Below are 13984 nucleotides of genomic sequence, written 5' to 3'. Positions count from 1 at the left end.
AGCCCAGCCGATCACCGATAGGCGAAACCCGCACAGGGTTTCGCCTGTTTCGTTTGCCAGAGACGGAAATGCCGATATGAGCACACCCACCACCCTGAGCCTGAAGAAAATCTACTCGGGCAAGGTTCGCGACCTCTACGAAATCGATGACAAGCGCATGCTGATGGTGGCGACCGATCGTCTCTCGGCATTCGACGTCATCCTCGAACAACCCATCCCGGAGAAGGGCAAGATCCTTACCGCCATCTCCAACTTCTGGTTCGACAAACTGGCCGGCGTGGTGCCCAACCACTTCACCGGCGATAAGGTCGAAGACGTGGTGCCGGCTGCCGAACTGCCCTTGGTCGAAGGCCGCGCCGTGGTGGCCAAGCGCCTCAAGCCGGTTGCCGTGGAAGCCATCGTGCGTGGCTATATCGTCGGCTCCGGCTGGAAGGAATACCAGAAGAGCGGCACCGTCTGCGGCATCGCCCTGCCGGCGGGGCTGAAGGAAGCGGCCAAGCTGCCGCAACCGATCTTCACCCCCTCCACCAAGGCCGCCGTGGGCGACCATGACGAGAACATCAGCTTCGAGCAGTGCGAAGCCATCATCGGCGCCGAACTGGCCGCCCAGGTGCGCGATACGGCGATCAAGCTCTACAGCACCGCCGTCGAATACGCCGCCACGCGCGGCATCATCATCGCCGACACCAAGTTCGAGTTCGGCCTCGATGAAGACGGCACCCTGACCCTGATGGACGAAGTGCTGACCCCGGACTCCAGCCGCTTCTGGCCGGCCGACAGCTACGCCGAAGGCAGCAACCCGCCGAGCTTCGACAAACAGTTCGTGCGCGACTGGCTGGAATCCACCGGCTGGAACAAACAGCCGCCGGCCCCGGCCGTACCGGCAGAGGTGGCGCAGAAGACCGCCGACAAGTACCGCGAAGCCCTGACCCGTCTCACCGCCTGATCAGCCAGCCAGGCCGAGCCAGCCTCGGCCTGGGCTTTCACAAGCGCCTGATAGCACACGAAATTTTTTCAAAATAAGCTTCGCCAAACGTCATCGAACTGTTATCATGCGCGCCGCTTGGGAAGATGCCGGAGTGGTCGAACGGGACGGATTCGAAATCCGTTGTGTCAGCAATGGCACCTAGGGTTCAAATCCCTATCTTCCCGCCATATCTCAAGCCTAAGCCCCTGAAATTCCTAGAGTTTCGGGGGCTTTTGCTTTATGGGGTAGGCCAAGTGTCGAAAAACTGTCGAAAGTCAGATACGGGGCCGAGCTTAACTGCGTCATGCAGGTGATCCGGCGCAAGGTGCGTATAGCGCATGGTCATAGCCAAAGTGGTGTGGCCCAGGATCTTCTGCAGGGTCAGGATGTTTCCGCCATTCATGACGAAGCGACTGGCGAAAGTGTGTCGCAGCACATGCGACGACTGGCCATCGGGCACTGGTAAGCGCGACTCAGCCAAGGCTTTGTCAAAGCTGTTCAGGCAGTTGCTGAACAAGCCGTGTTGCTTGAAGTGCTGGTGTATCTGCTGTTCAAGCTCCAGAGCGATGGGGATAGAACGGACGCGCTTGCCCTTGGTATTCACGAACGTAACAAGCTGGTTGCGTACCTTGTCAGGCGTCAGCGCTTGAGCCTCACCCCAACGGGCACCCGTGGCGAGGCAGATGGCGGCGACCATGGCGACATGGGGCGTCCTGCAATAGCGGTGAATGGTGCTGAACAACGTCTCTATCTGATCATCGGTCAGATAGGCCAACTCTTTCTCCTGCAGACGCAGCGGTCGGACGCGAGCAAGCGGATTGGCGTAGTCAATTTCGCCGAGCTGGTGCAGCACGTTGAATACTGAGCGCAGGTAGCCCAGGCGGTTGTTCAAGGTCTTGGGGTTGGCACCGGCTTTGATGGCCTGAGTTCGATACTCGGCGTACTCGTTACCGGTCATCTTGATGGCCACTGGATTGCCGAGCTCTTCAGCCAATGTATCCAGCAGACGACGCCTTGCCTCACCATCGCTCAGGGTGTGGACATGCAGTGTTGCCCAACGGTCGATCAGCTCAGAGAGCTTGCGACGATCCTTTGGCTTGGGTGACCACTCAGGTGCATTGATAACCTTGGCCCTGCAGGTGGCTTCAAAGCGCTGGGCTTCACCCTTGGTCTTGAAGGTCTTACGGAAGCGACGGCCCTTGATGGGTTCAATGTCGACTTTCCAGCGTCCGTCTGGCAGTTGCTCGATAGCCATTAAACGGCACGCCCCCAGCGAATATGCCGTTCTTCCAGAATGCCTTTGATGTGCTTGTACAGGCCGTCTTCATCCATGCCCTTGGCGGCGTAATGGTCACGAATAACCGGCCAGCATTCCCAGTCCTTGAGCCGGTAGAAAGCCTTTCTAGCGCCCACTCGCTCCCGTGCCAGCAGGCTGACGAAGTTTCCCAGGAATAGCTCCACGTTCTTGCCCGAGAAGCCCCGCGAGGTCTTGTATTGACGCTTGTACTCGGTTTCGTCAACCAGGGAATCCACCGGCAGATCGACGCGCACGTCATCGCGGATCAGCGTCCAGATGGGGTCAAAGTAACCAGGGCGGGCAAGTAGCTTGAATTGACGCAGGCCATAGCGCCACAGACCGTCGAGGTGCGGTGCAAAGGCGGCATAGCTGTCGGTTTCGATGGCGCTACCGCTGTGCAGATCAACGGAGCCCGAGGCGAACTGTTGGACGATGGAATGGTGGTAACGCAGCTCGACGCGCCACACGTCTTGGTCGGGGTTGTAGTTATCCGGGTCGGCTTCATCGAAGCTGTCACGGCGACGCCAAACGCCTTCCCAATAGTCGAGCTTGTCGATAGCCCTGGCTTGCTCGGTCTTGTTGTAGATACCGAGCTGAACGCCACCGGCAGAGCCGAACAGGTAGGACTGACCTTTGCCGTAGGTGGCGGACTCCAGCGTCCACTGAATTTCCTTGATACCGGAAATGTCACGGGCTGCGCGGGCGCGGCAGTGCATGCGGGCTACGAGGTCGGCAGGCGGTTGCCAGCCCTGCAGGTCTAGCGCCAGGTGAACGGCGCACTGGTTGCGCTCCACGTTGGTCAGGACGTGGCTGGCGTAGTAGTCCAGGCGCTCTTGCAGGCGCTCGGGCGAAAAGGTGTCGATGGCATGGGGTGACACTTCGATTTTCAGGTGTGGCCCGATGTTCTCGATTTTGGCGTTGAAGTTCTTGATCAGCAGGATGAAACCGAGGTCGGCGTTCTGCAGCTTGTACTGGTAGCCGGAATCCTTGCTGACGCGACCGGAGTGCCAACGCTGGCCAGCGAACTCCACGATGGTGCCGGGCTTGTCGAACAGGCACATGACCTCGGGGCGGATCAGGCCACGGTAGAGCTGGCGGACGGTATCGACGCTGCAGGCCAGGATTTTGGCTTTCGACAGATCGACAATTTCAGCAGTACCAGGGTCAACGAAAATTCGGCCTAGCGGGTTGTGCTCTCCGTTGAGGTCAAGACGGGCAAAATCTTTGATCTTCATGCTTGGGTTTCCTTACTGGCCATTACTTGCCACTTCGTTATTCGTTTATCTGACGTGCTACAGGGACGTCAGCGCCCGCGCGGCGGCGCACACGCGCGCTCGTGCCTCACGCGCAACTACGCCGCCGCGCGGGGCTTTCCGTTGCTGCAGGCACTGAACGACGCTCACCACAGGAAGCGCCCTTTCTCGTAAGGCACGACGGTGATGGGTGTTTGTTGGGGTTGCTGTGCAAGATCAGGGGGAGCGCTTGGGGCAGGTGGTGGCCCCTGAACGACCTGATCATTTGGCGGTAGGTTGCCGGGCTGATCAGGCTTGGCCGGGTCAAAAGCACCTTCTTCGACGTAGGCCATGCAGGCCTCGAAGGAAACCACTGCTCGGGTGCCTTGCTGCGTGTTGCAGCGGCAGCCGTAGACCTTGCCCTCTCGATAGCCCAGGACTAGGCGCTTGTGGTTGCGGGTAATCATGTCAGGGTCGGACGAGTAAACGCAGGAGAGCTTGGGGTAGGTCACAGGGCGAGTGACTTCGTCATAGATCGGCGCCGAGCTGGGCACGTCTGGCAGGCGGGGCACTCTGAGTGCAACGTACTCTTGCGGTGACAGGGGCGCGGCGTTGGCCTGTGCTTGCTGTTGCGGTACAGGTTCGCCGGTTGGTGAGGTGGTGCGCGCCTGTTCGACGGCGTCAGCTTCTGGCTTGGATGGAGCGATTCGCCGCTCATAAACGCCATAGCCGAAGTAGCCAATACCAAGGACGCAGATGATCAGCACGAAGAGGGCGCGGGGCGGCTTGAACTTCATATGATGTTCGGAGCCTTCAGCCACGGACTGATAGACACCGAAGTACTTCTTATCGAGCAGGATTCGCGTGGCCTGGCCGTCGGTGAAGTCGTTCTTTTTCTCCACGTCCATGTTCACGCGCTCGAATTCCCAGCGCTTGATCACCTTGCCTTTGTGGCCGCGAACGTAGTGGACGTGGGAGTTGCAGAGCTTGCGGAAGTGGGTATCGATCAGGCCGGGATTCTGCGTTATGCAGTGCAGTTCGTGGCCTCGGTGGCGCATGGTTTCCAGGGCGCTGGCGTACTCGGGCACCGCAGATCCTGCCGGACGAAGACGGAAGAAGCTCTGTGCCTCATCGATGACGATGAGGGCGTTCTGTTCGAGCTTGAACCATTCCTGGGGCGTGTCGAACTCCGTCCAGACAGCTTCGAGCACTTCCGCGTTTGGGTCGAAGCCACGGATATTGTGGTAGTAGACCGGGCGACCTTCTTTCGCGGCTTTGGCGTCTACTTCCTTGATGGTGTTGAGGGTCTTGCCGTTGCCCTGCAGACCTGTGCGCAGGACGAACATCAGCCACCTGCCTTGTTAAGCAGGGCCAGGCCGGTGATGGTGCCGCTAATGCGATCCATGCCGGCCAGCATGAGGCGAGCAATCACGGCGGCGATGATGATGTTGATGGCCACATCGACCTTGGCCATACCAAGGATGGCCGCGACTGATGGTGGAACGGCTCCGAACAGACCTTTGACGTAGCCGTCTACGGTGTCGATCAATTGGCCGATGCCGACATAGGCGACGTAGGCGAAGCCGAGAGACGCCAGCGCTCGAAAAACGAGGCCAGAAACGATGGAGCCGAGGAAGGTGGCGAGCAGTGGTAGTAGTGGCATATCAAGACCCCTTGATTCCGCGTCCGATGGAGACTGCAAAGAAGATGGAAGCCAGAGCCACAATCAGCGGCCCGATGGCTTGGGCGAAACGGCAGGCGGGTTCCCAGCTAAACGAGTAGCTGCGACCCATGACGGTAAAGTTCTCAGGTGGTGGGCAGGACTGAGGCAGCCAGCGCCCCTTGTTGACGGCTTCGCTGAACAAGCCGGCAACGGGGATGGACTCTTCTTTGAGCTGGTAGGCCTCTCCGGCCATTTCATCGGCTATCTGCTTTTTGACGTTGGCGTCATACGTCCATTGGCAGAGCTGTTCTTTGTTCTTGCGCAAGATGGCGCACTGAATAACGTCGCCCTCGCACTTCAACTCTGCATCGCAGGACTCACCGCCGACACTCGGCTGGCCGCATTTGTTCGGATCGGTGGCAGGGTCGCATTGGCCTTCACCTTCGCCATTGCCTTCACCACTGCCGTTACCGTCTCCGTCGGAGCCATCGCCATCGCCATTACCGTCGCCGCTGCCATCGCCATTACCAGAGCCGCCGCCATCTGAGTTGCCGTCTCCGTCTCCGTTGCCATTACCGTCACCGGAGCCATCACCATCGCTACCATCTCCAGGGCCATCAGAATTCCCGGGGTCTTTAACGCAAGTTGTGCCCGACCAGACATAGCCGGGCACGTCACCGCAACCAGGATCATCAGGGTCAGACGGAGGTACATCGGGCGTGTCAGGAGGGTTCAGCGAATCGCCAGACCTAGAGAGTTCATAGCTATCAGCGCCGCAACTACCACCCGTGGACTTGAGTACATAATTGCAAAAGCCGGTAGTTGTAGAGCCAGAAACAAAATAGCAGCTAGTGGCAGGAGTGTAATCGCCGCCATTGTATGTGCATTGGTTATAGCAAACAGATGGCGGGCCACCGTCAACGACATAATTACGACCGCCGGAGTTAACAACAGGGCTGTCCGAACCCTTGGCGGGGAACATATCGCCTACAGGGCATTCCGGGGGCGGTGGCGAACAATCCCCGCGTTGATCATCGTAAATATCATCTGGATTAGAACATGAATCGCCAGAGCGGGATATTTGCGTCCATGCTTGACCATATTGCCAATGACGATAAGTGCAGCCACCTGCTGTGTTTGAAACATACTCAGACTCATTGTAAGAGGCATAAAGTCGGCAGGACTCAGCAGCGGATGATGCCTCAGTGCGAGATTGGCCACCCGTAAAAAACTTATATTGGGCCGCGAAAACAAACGGCCCGAAGCCTACAAAAAAAAGAGCAAGCAGAAGCTGCAAACTTTTGATCAAGCGCATCTCAAACCCGCCCAAAGAACAGAGCCCAGAACGCCATAACGATGATGATGGTGGTCAGCATGTTGGCGTCTAGGTTCATGGTTGAAGTCCTGATGTGAAAAAGCCCGATAACGCGTTACCGGGCTGTTTGTGGTGCAGCGCCTTACAGCGCGCGGCGGATGAACTTGAAGGCGGCGATGGCGATGATCACGCCGAGGACGATGCCCGCGACCTGAACACCATCGGTCTTGGCGCTATCCAGGGCGTCGGTCACGCCAGTCGGCAGTTCGGCGTGAGCTTGCTGCATGGCCAGCAGGCCAACAGCGGCGGAAGCACCGAGGGAACGGCGCAGGGTTTTGAGATGTTGCATGGTTGTATCTCCTACAGGTTGAGTGCCTTTTTCAGCACGAGAGCGCCGAAGACGATGGCGAACAGCACCAGGGCGTGTTCCCGGATTTGTGCGTGATCCTCGGCAGTTAGCCCGGACGGGCTTATCTCACTGAATGCGATGGTTGAGAGGGTGCCGTTGCAAACCGGGGTCTGCCCCGAGCTTTCCCACACGCCGTCGCACACAATGAAATTCATGTGGCCCCCTGTTACTCAGCCAAGCTCGGGTCGCGGACGACCTCGGCTAGGTCGAGGCAGTCGGGGCACAGGGTTAGGTGGGGCGCCTGGCGCAGATCGGGCAGCAGGTCGGGTTGGGGTGCTGGCTGGTTGTAGAGCTGGCCCATGGGCTGCCCGCAGCAGTCACACTTCACGCGATCAACGATCAGCACGGCGGCGCCCTCGGGTTAGGCCTTGGCCGCGTCCGGCTGGCTGCCGGTCGGCTTGGGCTGTTGCTGTTCAGGCTGCTTGCGGGAGTCGGTACCGGCAGCGCGGGCAGGCTTGGCGGACTCGACGTGCAGGACGATGAACTTGCCTGCGTTCTTGGAGCCGCGCTCAATTTCCACGGTTACGTTGACGGTTTCGAGCACGTCGAGGCCTTTGCAGGCGTTCCACACTTCTTCGCGAACGTCGTCGGCCACCTGCATCGAGAGCAGGGAGATACCCAGGTCTTTCTCACCGTCCGGCTCGTCGCCCAGGTACAGCTTGACCAGATCCACGTTGTCGAACTTCACGCGCTCAGCGCTGATGAATGCCAGTTGAGTGGTAGTGCGTGCCATGTGTGTTTCCTCGCTAGTTGCGCGGTAGTGCGCGGGTTTGCCTTTCAGCAGGCCGAGTGAGCCCACACGGGCAAACTTCGCGTTTTTGCCCAAGTGGTTTTCTCGACTTGCCGAGGTTTCAGTTAATGCCGCAGGTGCAGCGGTTTAGTTGTTCAACACCAAGGGCTTTGCCCTTGTCATCCCACTCTTGCCGCCGAGGGCTCGGGAGCGCGGGGCGGTGAAGCTGCCCCACACTCCCCAGCCGAGGCTTTTACGGGGGAGGGCGTTCAAGGGTTCGCTCTGCCCGTGCCTCCGTTTGTCCGAACGGTGGAGCGTGTTCGGACAAGCCGGGGGCGCGGCCCTTGACCGACATAGCTACGAGCGCGGCGGTCAGGCCTTTTAAGAAGCCGAGTGTTTCCGCCTGGCTCTGAACTAAGCGCGGATCACCTGGGGGGCGGTTTTTGGCGTTGGCCTTTTTGCGATCCAGATACTTGCAGTACGCGATGATCAGCGGAAGGCAGAGCACAGCCACGATACCTACGGAGCAGGCGGCCAGAACAACGAGGTACATAACCTGCAGAAGCAGGATTACCAGCCCTTCTAGAACAGCCTCAGCCGAGTTGATCCATTCAGTAATCATGCGATCACCCCACCAGCTCGAACGGTTCGCGCAGGGGCACGAAAGGGGTGGGCTTGCCGCTGTCGTAGACAACGCTCCAGAACTTCGGCGGTCGGCTCGGTGGCGTGTGTTTCGCGCAGGTATAAGCCGGCGTAACGTGGATTCGACCATTTACCCGTGACCATTGCGCGGGGCGGCAGTCGGTGCAGGGTGTGGACGGGCAGGCAACCGGCTTGGGCGGTACCCAGTTTCGTTTTGACCAGCACACAGAGCAGTCGCAGTTCTCGGCGTGCGGGTGACGGCGAAAGGCGAACGTCTTGCCCTGCGGATTGCGGGCAAAGCAGCCCTGGCAGCCGCAATCCTTCGGGTGCGATAGCAGGTACTGGTTGGGATTCATAAGTCATGCCCTCACCAGGGAGGCCGGAGGCTTGGCGGATCATTCAACCCACTCCTCTTCCATAAGCTTCTTGGTCAGCAGGGCGACGTTGACCATTACGTGGCGGCCCACCTTGAGGTGGGGCAGGTAGCCGTTACGCATCCAGCCGCGAACGGTGTCGTGGTCTTCACTCATGCGAATCCAGTTTGCGAACTCACGCCACGGCATCATCGGCGGCGGGTTCACAAGGTCTTTCAGCGTCAGGGGGATTCCTTCCATCGGAGTGGCCTTTGTTGCACTATGTTGGTCTTTGTTGCGCTACGTCTTGGTCACCATGCAGCGGACGCCTGACGTAACCTACAGTCGTAATATACAACGACAGTGGGCGCTATTTGTATATTACATTTGTAGATTGCTAGATCATTATGGAATCAATAGACGACCGCGTTAGAGCACTTGTCGATAAGGCAGGACTCGACGAACTGGTGAAAAAGACCGAAATCAGCGGGACGCGGTGGAGGACTGTCCGCTACGACAAGCGGACGAGGATTAGCACTCAGGAGGTGGAGGCGCTTACACGTCTCTATCCTTCGTATGCCTTATGGCTGGCTAGCGGCAACGTGGCACCCGAGAGCGGCCAGACCAGCCCCGAGTACGACGAGGCAAACCGAAACTTGACCGATCAGAACGCGGGATAGCGATTACCGAGGAAGTAGCTAGGCGCTGGTACGCCCGAAGGGAGGTGGGTAAAGAATGAAGAGAACAGTCATTTTGGCACTGGCCATCGTTAGCCTTGAAGCCAACGCAGACGATCAAACAGCTCTGTCCAAAGCCATCGACGCAATGAAACCCGCCACAGAAGCAGCGGGTGAGTACGTCAGCAAAAGCATCATGCAGAGCCTGTCGGGCAATGACACCCCGATGGGCCGAGCTGCACGCGATAACCTCGAACGTCAGGCCAAGGCCGAGAGGGAAGCCAATCGCGGTACGCGCAAGACCATGAAAGAGTGCATCAAGCCCGGCAACGTCATCGACGAAGACGTCCAAGAATGCATCATGGGCATGCGGGAAAGAGACTGGTAAGGAAGGAGCTCAAGGATGAAAGCAGACAGAAGCGATGCCCCGGAATGGCTAACCAGCCGACCACGTAAACGCGGCAATGCTGGTGTGATACTCGCAGGAGTGCTTGGCACCGTAGTAACCCTTGGCGCACTCAATGTGGCCGGCCAAGCCTTACTGCAGACCACCGTAAAGAACCTGGCCGAAAACAGGCAGCAACCCAAGCCCAAGCCAGTCGCCGAGATAACACGAGCAGAGCCAGCACCTAGCAAGGACTGGCAACGGATAGTTGAGGAGCAGGTAAGGCGAGACGCAATGTCTCAGCAGCAACCTGAGCAGCCCACCGGCTCAGATAGCCCTGCAGTCAAACAGACCGTATTCAACGATCAGAACTACACACCGAGAGGGGCTGACAATGTGCTCAGCCTAGGGGGAAGCTACCAGCCAGTCGAACCGGAAAAACCAGCTGGGAAGGTGCGGGTGACGGTTATAAAGGAAGAACAGAAACTGAAGGATTGGGCCTGCTGGGGTAAAGAGGGCAGTATTGAACGGCGAAATTGCAGGTCGCGCGTTGGGCTTAATTACAGAGACTAACACTGCGATAAAAGATGGTTTCCTTGTTGGGTCTTATATTTTTATTGCCAAAACAGAAATTTCTTTTGCCATTTGTATGAGGTATTCAGCAAATAGATATAAACATTGTATTGGCTTCGGTGCGGCGAACAATGCTTCATCAGGGTAGAAGTAATTTCTTGGTTTTGCAGTTTTTCCTTTTTGAAAGTGTTTGTGTAAATAATCGATTATTGTTGTTTTTAGCTGAAGTCCTTGAATTTCAGGAGACCAAGACAAGAAATCGTAGTATTTTCTGAACTCTACTTCTGTGCGCAAATGAATGGCTTCTTCAACGTGTTTTAATAGTGGGGTTATTTCGTGCTTGCTATGTCTTTTACGAATAGATTCCGGTTTTTCCCCAAGGGAAATTAAAATGCCCTTACTTGCTAGTTCGATTGCTTGAAAAGATAGGCCAAGAGAAATTTTTCTGGAAAGAAAATTAGAATCTTGAGTTTCCAACCTAAGAGAATGTCTAGCAAGGCTATTTATTTCCTCTGCATGTTCTACATAACCCGCAACTGAATTTGATAATTTCACCGAAACTCCTTTTTTCCTAATGTTTGGTTAAGGGGCGCATGCAACGTCCCAACGAACGAAGTGAGTGAGCTTGAAAGCTGTTAGGAGCTGGATGATGACTAATGTTTTGATTTTGGGATTATTTCTTTTGCTCCCAATGGTTCTCCTGTTAATTTTGCGACTTCGAGCAAGCAGTCGTAAATTGCCCTCGTCGCCTGCGCATCAAATTGAATACAAAAAAGACGGCCGGATACGGGTTCAACATGCTTCAGGTGTAGTTCTCTGGAATTCGGGTCGTAGTTCATCTCCAGAGATGATGGGTTGATGCAAACGTTTTCTTCGTTGCCCATAAAATCTCCTAAAAGTGATTAGATAGCCTTCCTTACTAATGAATTGGCTAGAAAGGCGATATAACTCCGGGAAAATGCAGCGCCAAAATTAGAAAAAATCGCTGTATTTCAGCGGTTAAAAAACGAAGCACAGATCAAAGCGTATTCGCTTAATCGCCACATTCCACGATTTCATTACTACTGGATAGGTATACACAAAGGCACAAGGACGGTGCAAGGCACGCGAGGAAAAGTGTCGAAAAAGTGTCGAAATCAACGGGCGACAGAGTGCCGCAATGGGCAGAAGGTATGAGGCGAAAGCCTTGATTTTGCTAGCGTTGGGCAGGGAAGGGCAGCAACGGGCACCAGCAAAAACGGGTTCAAATCCCTATCTTCCCGCCATACAGAAAAGCCCCGAACTGCGTTGCAGTTCGGGGCTTTTGCTTTTCAGGGCGCATTGTTGGCGGCGTGCCGGGCAATGCACCGGTGATCCAAAACCTTGAGACGGCGAGCGGCGAACTCAGCTTCTACCTCGGCATTGTGCCGGCCATGACCGGCCTATACCGATGCCCTGGCAGTGGCTACCTTGCCTTGCACGAATTCATCATGCTGTTTGGCTTGCTGCTGCTCGCGCATAAGGCCTCGCATTACCGGGGAGGGCGGCCTGTGCGTAGACTGAGCGGTTGTCTTGCATTCAGGCTCAAGCTTCGAGTTGAAAGCTGTTTCTTTGGTCATGGCGCATGCTTATCAGTCAATTCATGGTTCTTCGGCGGGTTCTTCAGGGGCAGATCAAGATTTTTGGAGAAGTTAATCGTGGTCTGTCCCTGAGGAATCCTACGGATGAAACTGGCTGAGTGCGATACGTTGGCTCAGGTCATGCGCAGTTACATGAACGACTGCACCCAGCAACTGGTCGACGGCAAACTCAGCGTAGAAGCGGCCTGTATGGCCAAATGGTGGTGCACCGAGCAGCAATGCAAAGTGCTGGATGAGTGTTTGCAGTTCTTCGGTGGCTACGGCTTCATGCATGAACAGCCGATAGCCAGGTTCTATGCCGATTCTCGTGCGCAGAAAATCTATGGCGGGGCCAACGAAGTGATGAAGGAAGTAATCGCCAAATCGCTGTAAGCAGAGGCTGAGCCCTTCGGGGCTCGCCGTTCCCTCGCTTTAGAGGTGCCCTTTAGTCCAGTGCCAGGGCCTTCATCCAGATCTCACGGGCATTCACCTGGTAGGCAGTCATTCGCTCAATGAGCTGCTGCCGCTTTGCGCTGTTGAACATCTCATCTGGCAGCAATGGATCCAGGATGATCATGCGGATCACTCGACGCCCTTCAATCAGCGTATGCGCAGCCGCCTGCTCCAAGCTCATCGAGAGCAGTTGCCGTTCACTGGCTTCAAGACGCTTCAGGCAATCGTCGTAGGATTGATCCAATGCCTGAGTATCCCAGAGCGCCCATGCAGCTCGCTCATCTTCCTGCGCAAGGCCAGTCACTCCTAGAACGGTGGCGGTTGGCGCAAGGCCCAGCAGCATCAGCTCCTGCCTAACCTGCTGGACGCCGCCCTGGATATTGTCGGGCCGCACACTCAGGCCATTAGGCAGTGACTTGAAACCGCGTAGCTCCAGTGCTTTGGCATGGCGCCTCAGCGCAGCGCGGTCGGTACGCGATAAGTCCGAATCAAGCACGCCTACCCAATCACCTCTCCAGGGCGCCATTTGCCGCTCCTTGTGGAGCCAGTTGCGGACATCCTGAAACAGGCTGTGCCCTGCCGGGTTCCAGGCATAGCAACCTCTGGATGGGGCGGTGACTTTGCCTTGTTGAACCAAACGCGTGAGAGCCACGCGCAGAGTCTGCTCTCCGATCCCCACAAAGCTGCCAGCTCGGCACAGCGCCGCTACAGGAAGCTCATGTGCTTCGTGTGAGGACAAAAGATCGAGGACGAGCTCGTTAGCCGTAATGCTATCACTCAAAATATTGCTCTCTCATGCGCTATTTGTATTTCAATGTAATATTACAGGTATGGGTGTACTGTTTGTCCTTGTGAAACATACCTTGCCTGGAGGCCTGTATGAGCGATCAGCTCGTGATCACCGAAACTCATGAGAACGTGTGCACCATTATCCTCAACCGCCCAGAGCGGCGGAATGCTGTGGATCGGAAAACGGCGGATGCGCTGCGAGAGGCCTTTGAGCATTTCGAGGCTGATGCCAATTTGCGGGTAGCGGTGCTTTACGGCGCGGGGGGGAATTTTTGTGCCGGTGCCGATCTGAAAGCCATGAGCTCTCCTGATACTCGCAATGAGGTTGATGAGGTCGGTGCAGGCCCAGGGCCAATGGGGCCAACGCGTATGCATCTGAGCAAGCCGGTGATCGCGGCTGTATCAGGCTATGCAGTTGCTGGGGGGCTAGAGCTCGCTGCCTGGTGTGACATGCGAGTCATAGAGGAATCGGCAATCTTCGGCGTCTTCTGTCGCCGTTGGGGTGTCCCTTTAATCGACGGCGGCACTGTTCGTTTACCTCGTCTCATTGGGCACGGACGAGCCATGGATCTCATTCTTACGGGGCGCCCGGTGGACGCCCAGGAAGCGCTGGCGATTGGTCTAGCCAATCGAGTCGTCGCGGACGGCCAAGCGCGTGAGGCGGCCGAGGCCCTGGCAAAAGAGATCGCAGCGTTCCCCCAGCAGTGCCTGGTTGCGGATCGCCAGTCTGCACATCGCCAATGGGATATTCCGCTGACCGACGCGCTTCGCGAAGAGGGGGCAGGCGGCTACCCAATCGTTTTCAAAGAAGCCATTCAAGGCGCAGGTCGCTTCTCTGAAGGAGCAGGGCGCCACGGTAGCTTCAAGAACTGAAATGCCTCATCGAACTGAATCGGAGGGA

21 protein-coding genes and 1 tRNA gene are annotated in these 13984 nt (G+C 56.8%); 7 read left to right on the top strand and 15 right to left on the bottom strand.

What is annotated here, in order from left to right:
• Nucleotides 1–76: 76 nt before the first annotated feature.
• Entirely contained in the window at nucleotides 77–946 is an 870-nt protein-coding gene (locus ACSVIK_RS12205) for a phosphoribosylaminoimidazolesuccinocarboxamide synthase (RefSeq protein WP_442444583.1), read from the top strand.
• Nucleotides 947–1065: 119 nt separating this feature from the next.
• Nucleotides 1066–1155, top strand: a tRNA-Ser gene (locus ACSVIK_RS12200).
• A 50-nt stretch (nucleotides 1156–1205) separates the two neighbouring features.
• Here ACSVIK_RS12200 and ACSVIK_RS12195 read toward each other — a convergent pair.
• The 12 genes from ACSVIK_RS12195 to ACSVIK_RS12140 form a co-directional block, all read right to left on the bottom strand.
• Nucleotides 1206–2222, bottom strand: coding sequence for a phage integrase (locus tag ACSVIK_RS12195; protein WP_442444582.1), 1017 nt, complete (start codon nucleotides 2220–2222; stop codon nucleotides 1206–1208).
• On the bottom strand, nucleotides 2222–3499 hold the full coding sequence (locus tag ACSVIK_RS12190) for a hypothetical protein (protein WP_442444581.1): 1278 nt from the start codon (nucleotides 3497–3499) through the stop codon (nucleotides 2222–2224). Before ACSVIK_RS12190 ends, ACSVIK_RS12195 begins: the two co-directional genes overlap by 1 nt.
• A 164-nt stretch (nucleotides 3500–3663) precedes the next feature.
• Nucleotides 3664–4842, bottom strand: coding sequence for a zonular occludens toxin domain-containing protein (locus ACSVIK_RS12185; RefSeq protein ID WP_442444580.1), 1179 nt, complete (start codon nucleotides 4840–4842; stop codon nucleotides 3664–3666).
• Nucleotides 4842–5159: a DUF2523 domain-containing protein gene (locus ACSVIK_RS12180; protein ID WP_442444579.1), complete on the bottom strand. Its 318-nt coding sequence runs from the start codon at nucleotides 5157–5159 to the stop codon at nucleotides 4842–4844. Before ACSVIK_RS12180 ends, ACSVIK_RS12185 begins: the two co-directional genes overlap by 1 nt.
• Before the next feature lies 1 nt (nucleotide 5160).
• On the bottom strand, nucleotides 5161–6474 hold the full coding sequence (locus ACSVIK_RS12175) for a virulence factor TspB C-terminal domain-related protein (protein ID WP_442444578.1): 1314 nt from the start codon (nucleotides 6472–6474) through the stop codon (nucleotides 5161–5163).
• 142 nt (nucleotides 6475–6616) lie between these two features.
• Nucleotides 6617–6823, bottom strand: coding sequence for a major capsid protein (locus tag ACSVIK_RS12170; RefSeq protein ID WP_442444577.1), 207 nt, complete (start codon nucleotides 6821–6823; stop codon nucleotides 6617–6619).
• An 11-nt stretch (nucleotides 6824–6834) separates the two neighbouring features.
• Entirely contained in the window at nucleotides 6835–7038 is a 204-nt protein-coding gene (locus tag ACSVIK_RS12165; protein WP_442444576.1) for a hypothetical protein, read from the bottom strand.
• 11 nt (nucleotides 7039–7049) lie between these two features.
• On the bottom strand, nucleotides 7050–7229 hold the full coding sequence (locus ACSVIK_RS12160) for a hypothetical protein (RefSeq protein WP_268178039.1): 180 nt from the start codon (nucleotides 7227–7229) through the stop codon (nucleotides 7050–7052).
• Between the two features lie 15 nt (nucleotides 7230–7244).
• A complete protein-coding gene (locus ACSVIK_RS12155) occupies nucleotides 7245–7616 on the bottom strand; it encodes a hypothetical protein (RefSeq protein ID WP_442444575.1) in 372 nt (123 codons plus the stop codon).
• A 250-nt stretch (nucleotides 7617–7866) separates the two neighbouring features.
• On the bottom strand, nucleotides 7867–8235 hold the full coding sequence (locus ACSVIK_RS12150) for a hypothetical protein (RefSeq protein WP_442444574.1): 369 nt from the start codon (nucleotides 8233–8235) through the stop codon (nucleotides 7867–7869).
• 4 nt (nucleotides 8236–8239) lie between these two features.
• On the bottom strand, nucleotides 8240–8611 hold the full coding sequence (pflM, locus tag ACSVIK_RS12145; protein ID WP_442444573.1) for a lysogeny maintenance protein PflM: 372 nt from the start codon (nucleotides 8609–8611) through the stop codon (nucleotides 8240–8242).
• Nucleotides 8612–8650: 39 nt separating this feature from the next.
• Nucleotides 8651–8869: a hypothetical protein gene (locus ACSVIK_RS12140; RefSeq protein ID WP_003245701.1), complete on the bottom strand. Its 219-nt coding sequence runs from the start codon at nucleotides 8867–8869 to the stop codon at nucleotides 8651–8653.
• Nucleotides 8870–9015: 146 nt separating this feature from the next.
• Between ACSVIK_RS12140 and ACSVIK_RS12135 the strand changes: the two genes are divergently transcribed.
• From ACSVIK_RS12135 to ACSVIK_RS12125, 3 genes are read left to right on the top strand one after another with little or no spacing between them, the layout of a single operon-like run.
• On the top strand, nucleotides 9016–9288 hold the full coding sequence (locus tag ACSVIK_RS12135) for a hypothetical protein (RefSeq protein ID WP_017364005.1): 273 nt from the start codon (nucleotides 9016–9018) through the stop codon (nucleotides 9286–9288).
• Between the two features lie 55 nt (nucleotides 9289–9343).
• Nucleotides 9344–9673 carry a hypothetical protein gene (locus ACSVIK_RS12130; RefSeq protein ID WP_442444572.1) on the top strand — a complete coding sequence of 110 codons (330 nt, stop codon included), beginning with the start codon at nucleotides 9344–9346 and terminating at the stop codon, nucleotides 9671–9673.
• 15 nt (nucleotides 9674–9688) lie between these two features.
• Nucleotides 9689–10243, top strand: a complete 555-nt coding sequence (locus ACSVIK_RS12125; protein WP_442444571.1) for a hypothetical protein — start codon at nucleotides 9689–9691, stop codon at nucleotides 10241–10243.
• A 33-nt stretch (nucleotides 10244–10276) separates the two neighbouring features.
• On the opposite strand, the gene ACSVIK_RS12120 is transcribed toward ACSVIK_RS12125, so the two are convergent.
• Together ACSVIK_RS12120 and ACSVIK_RS12115 are read right to left on the bottom strand one after the other, a co-directional pair.
• Nucleotides 10277–10798: a hypothetical protein gene (locus ACSVIK_RS12120; protein WP_442444570.1), complete on the bottom strand. Its 522-nt coding sequence runs from the start codon at nucleotides 10796–10798 to the stop codon at nucleotides 10277–10279.
• Nucleotides 10799–10896: 98 nt separating this feature from the next.
• On the bottom strand, nucleotides 10897–11127 hold the full coding sequence (locus ACSVIK_RS12115; RefSeq protein ID WP_442444569.1) for a hypothetical protein: 231 nt from the start codon (nucleotides 11125–11127) through the stop codon (nucleotides 10897–10899).
• Between the two features lie 819 nt (nucleotides 11128–11946).
• On the opposite strand from ACSVIK_RS12115, the gene ACSVIK_RS12110 reads away from it, so the two are divergent.
• Entirely contained in the window at nucleotides 11947–12234 is a 288-nt protein-coding gene (locus ACSVIK_RS12110; protein ID WP_442444568.1) for an acyl-CoA dehydrogenase family protein, read from the top strand.
• Nucleotides 12235–12286: 52 nt separating this feature from the next.
• Here ACSVIK_RS12110 and ACSVIK_RS12105 read toward each other — a convergent pair whose 3' ends face one another.
• Nucleotides 12287–13075 (bottom strand): hypothetical protein, encoded by a 789-nt coding sequence (locus ACSVIK_RS12105; protein ID WP_442444567.1) that lies wholly within the window; start codon nucleotides 13073–13075, stop codon nucleotides 12287–12289.
• A gap of 98 nt (nucleotides 13076–13173) precedes the next feature.
• Between ACSVIK_RS12105 and ACSVIK_RS12100 the strand changes: the two genes are divergently transcribed.
• Nucleotides 13174–13956: a crotonase/enoyl-CoA hydratase family protein gene (locus ACSVIK_RS12100; RefSeq protein WP_442444566.1), complete on the top strand. Its 783-nt coding sequence runs from the start codon at nucleotides 13174–13176 to the stop codon at nucleotides 13954–13956.
• Nucleotides 13957–13984 lie beyond the last annotated feature (28 nt).

Source organism: Pseudomonas sp. NCHU5216 (assembly GCF_052156495.1).
In the GTDB taxonomy this organism is placed as follows: Bacteria; Pseudomonadota; Gammaproteobacteria; order Pseudomonadales; family Pseudomonadaceae; genus Aquipseudomonas.
Note: the sequence above shows the minus strand (reverse complement) of the source record. Positions and strands in the feature narration are given on the sequence as shown.

Bases quoted from the DNA above. Each gene is read 5' to 3' on its own strand.
- ACSVIK_RS12190 (WP_442444581.1), bottom strand. From the start codon at position 3,499: ATGAAGATCAAAGATTTTGCCCGTCTTGACCTCAACGGAGAGCACAAC.
- ACSVIK_RS12150 (WP_442444574.1), bottom strand. From the start codon at position 8,235: ATGATTACTGAATGGATCAACTCGGCTGAGGCTGTTCTAGAAGGGCTG.
- ACSVIK_RS12115 (WP_442444569.1), bottom strand. From the start codon at position 11,127: ATGGGCAACGAAGAAAACGTTTGCATCAACCCATCATCTCTGGAGATG.
- ACSVIK_RS12140 (WP_003245701.1), bottom strand. From the start codon at position 8,869: ATGGAAGGAATCCCCCTGACGCTGAAAGACCTTGTGAACCCGCCGCCG.
- ACSVIK_RS12175 (WP_442444578.1), bottom strand. From the start codon at position 6,474: ATGCGCTTGATCAAAAGTTTGCAGCTTCTGCTTGCTCTTTTTTTTGTA.
- pflM (WP_442444573.1), bottom strand. From the start codon at position 8,611: ATGAATCCCAACCAGTACCTGCTATCGCACCCGAAGGATTGCGGCTGC.
- ACSVIK_RS12110 (WP_442444568.1), top strand. From the start codon at position 11,947: ATGAAACTGGCTGAGTGCGATACGTTGGCTCAGGTCATGCGCAGTTAC.
- ACSVIK_RS12165 (WP_442444576.1), bottom strand. From the start codon at position 7,038: ATGAATTTCATTGTGTGCGACGGCGTGTGGGAAAGCTCGGGGCAGACC.
- ACSVIK_RS12205 (WP_442444583.1), top strand. From the start codon at position 77: ATGAGCACACCCACCACCCTGAGCCTGAAGAAAATCTACTCGGGCAAG.
- ACSVIK_RS12135 (WP_017364005.1), top strand. From the start codon at position 9,016: ATGGAATCAATAGACGACCGCGTTAGAGCACTTGTCGATAAGGCAGGA.
- ACSVIK_RS12155 (WP_442444575.1), bottom strand. From the start codon at position 7,616: ATGGCACGCACTACCACTCAACTGGCATTCATCAGCGCTGAGCGCGTG.
- ACSVIK_RS12130 (WP_442444572.1), top strand. From the start codon at position 9,344: ATGAAGAGAACAGTCATTTTGGCACTGGCCATCGTTAGCCTTGAAGCC.
- ACSVIK_RS12180 (WP_442444579.1), bottom strand. From the start codon at position 5,159: ATGCCACTACTACCACTGCTCGCCACCTTCCTCGGCTCCATCGTTTCT.
- ACSVIK_RS12195 (WP_442444582.1), bottom strand. From the start codon at position 2,222: ATGGCTATCGAGCAACTGCCAGACGGACGCTGGAAAGTCGACATTGAA.
- ACSVIK_RS12100 (WP_442444566.1), top strand. From the start codon at position 13,174: ATGAGCGATCAGCTCGTGATCACCGAAACTCATGAGAACGTGTGCACC.
- ACSVIK_RS12125 (WP_442444571.1), top strand. From the start codon at position 9,689: ATGAAAGCAGACAGAAGCGATGCCCCGGAATGGCTAACCAGCCGACCA.
- ACSVIK_RS12170 (WP_442444577.1), bottom strand. From the start codon at position 6,823: ATGCAACATCTCAAAACCCTGCGCCGTTCCCTCGGTGCTTCCGCCGCT.
- ACSVIK_RS12185 (WP_442444580.1), bottom strand. From the start codon at position 4,842: ATGTTCGTCCTGCGCACAGGTCTGCAGGGCAACGGCAAGACCCTCAAC.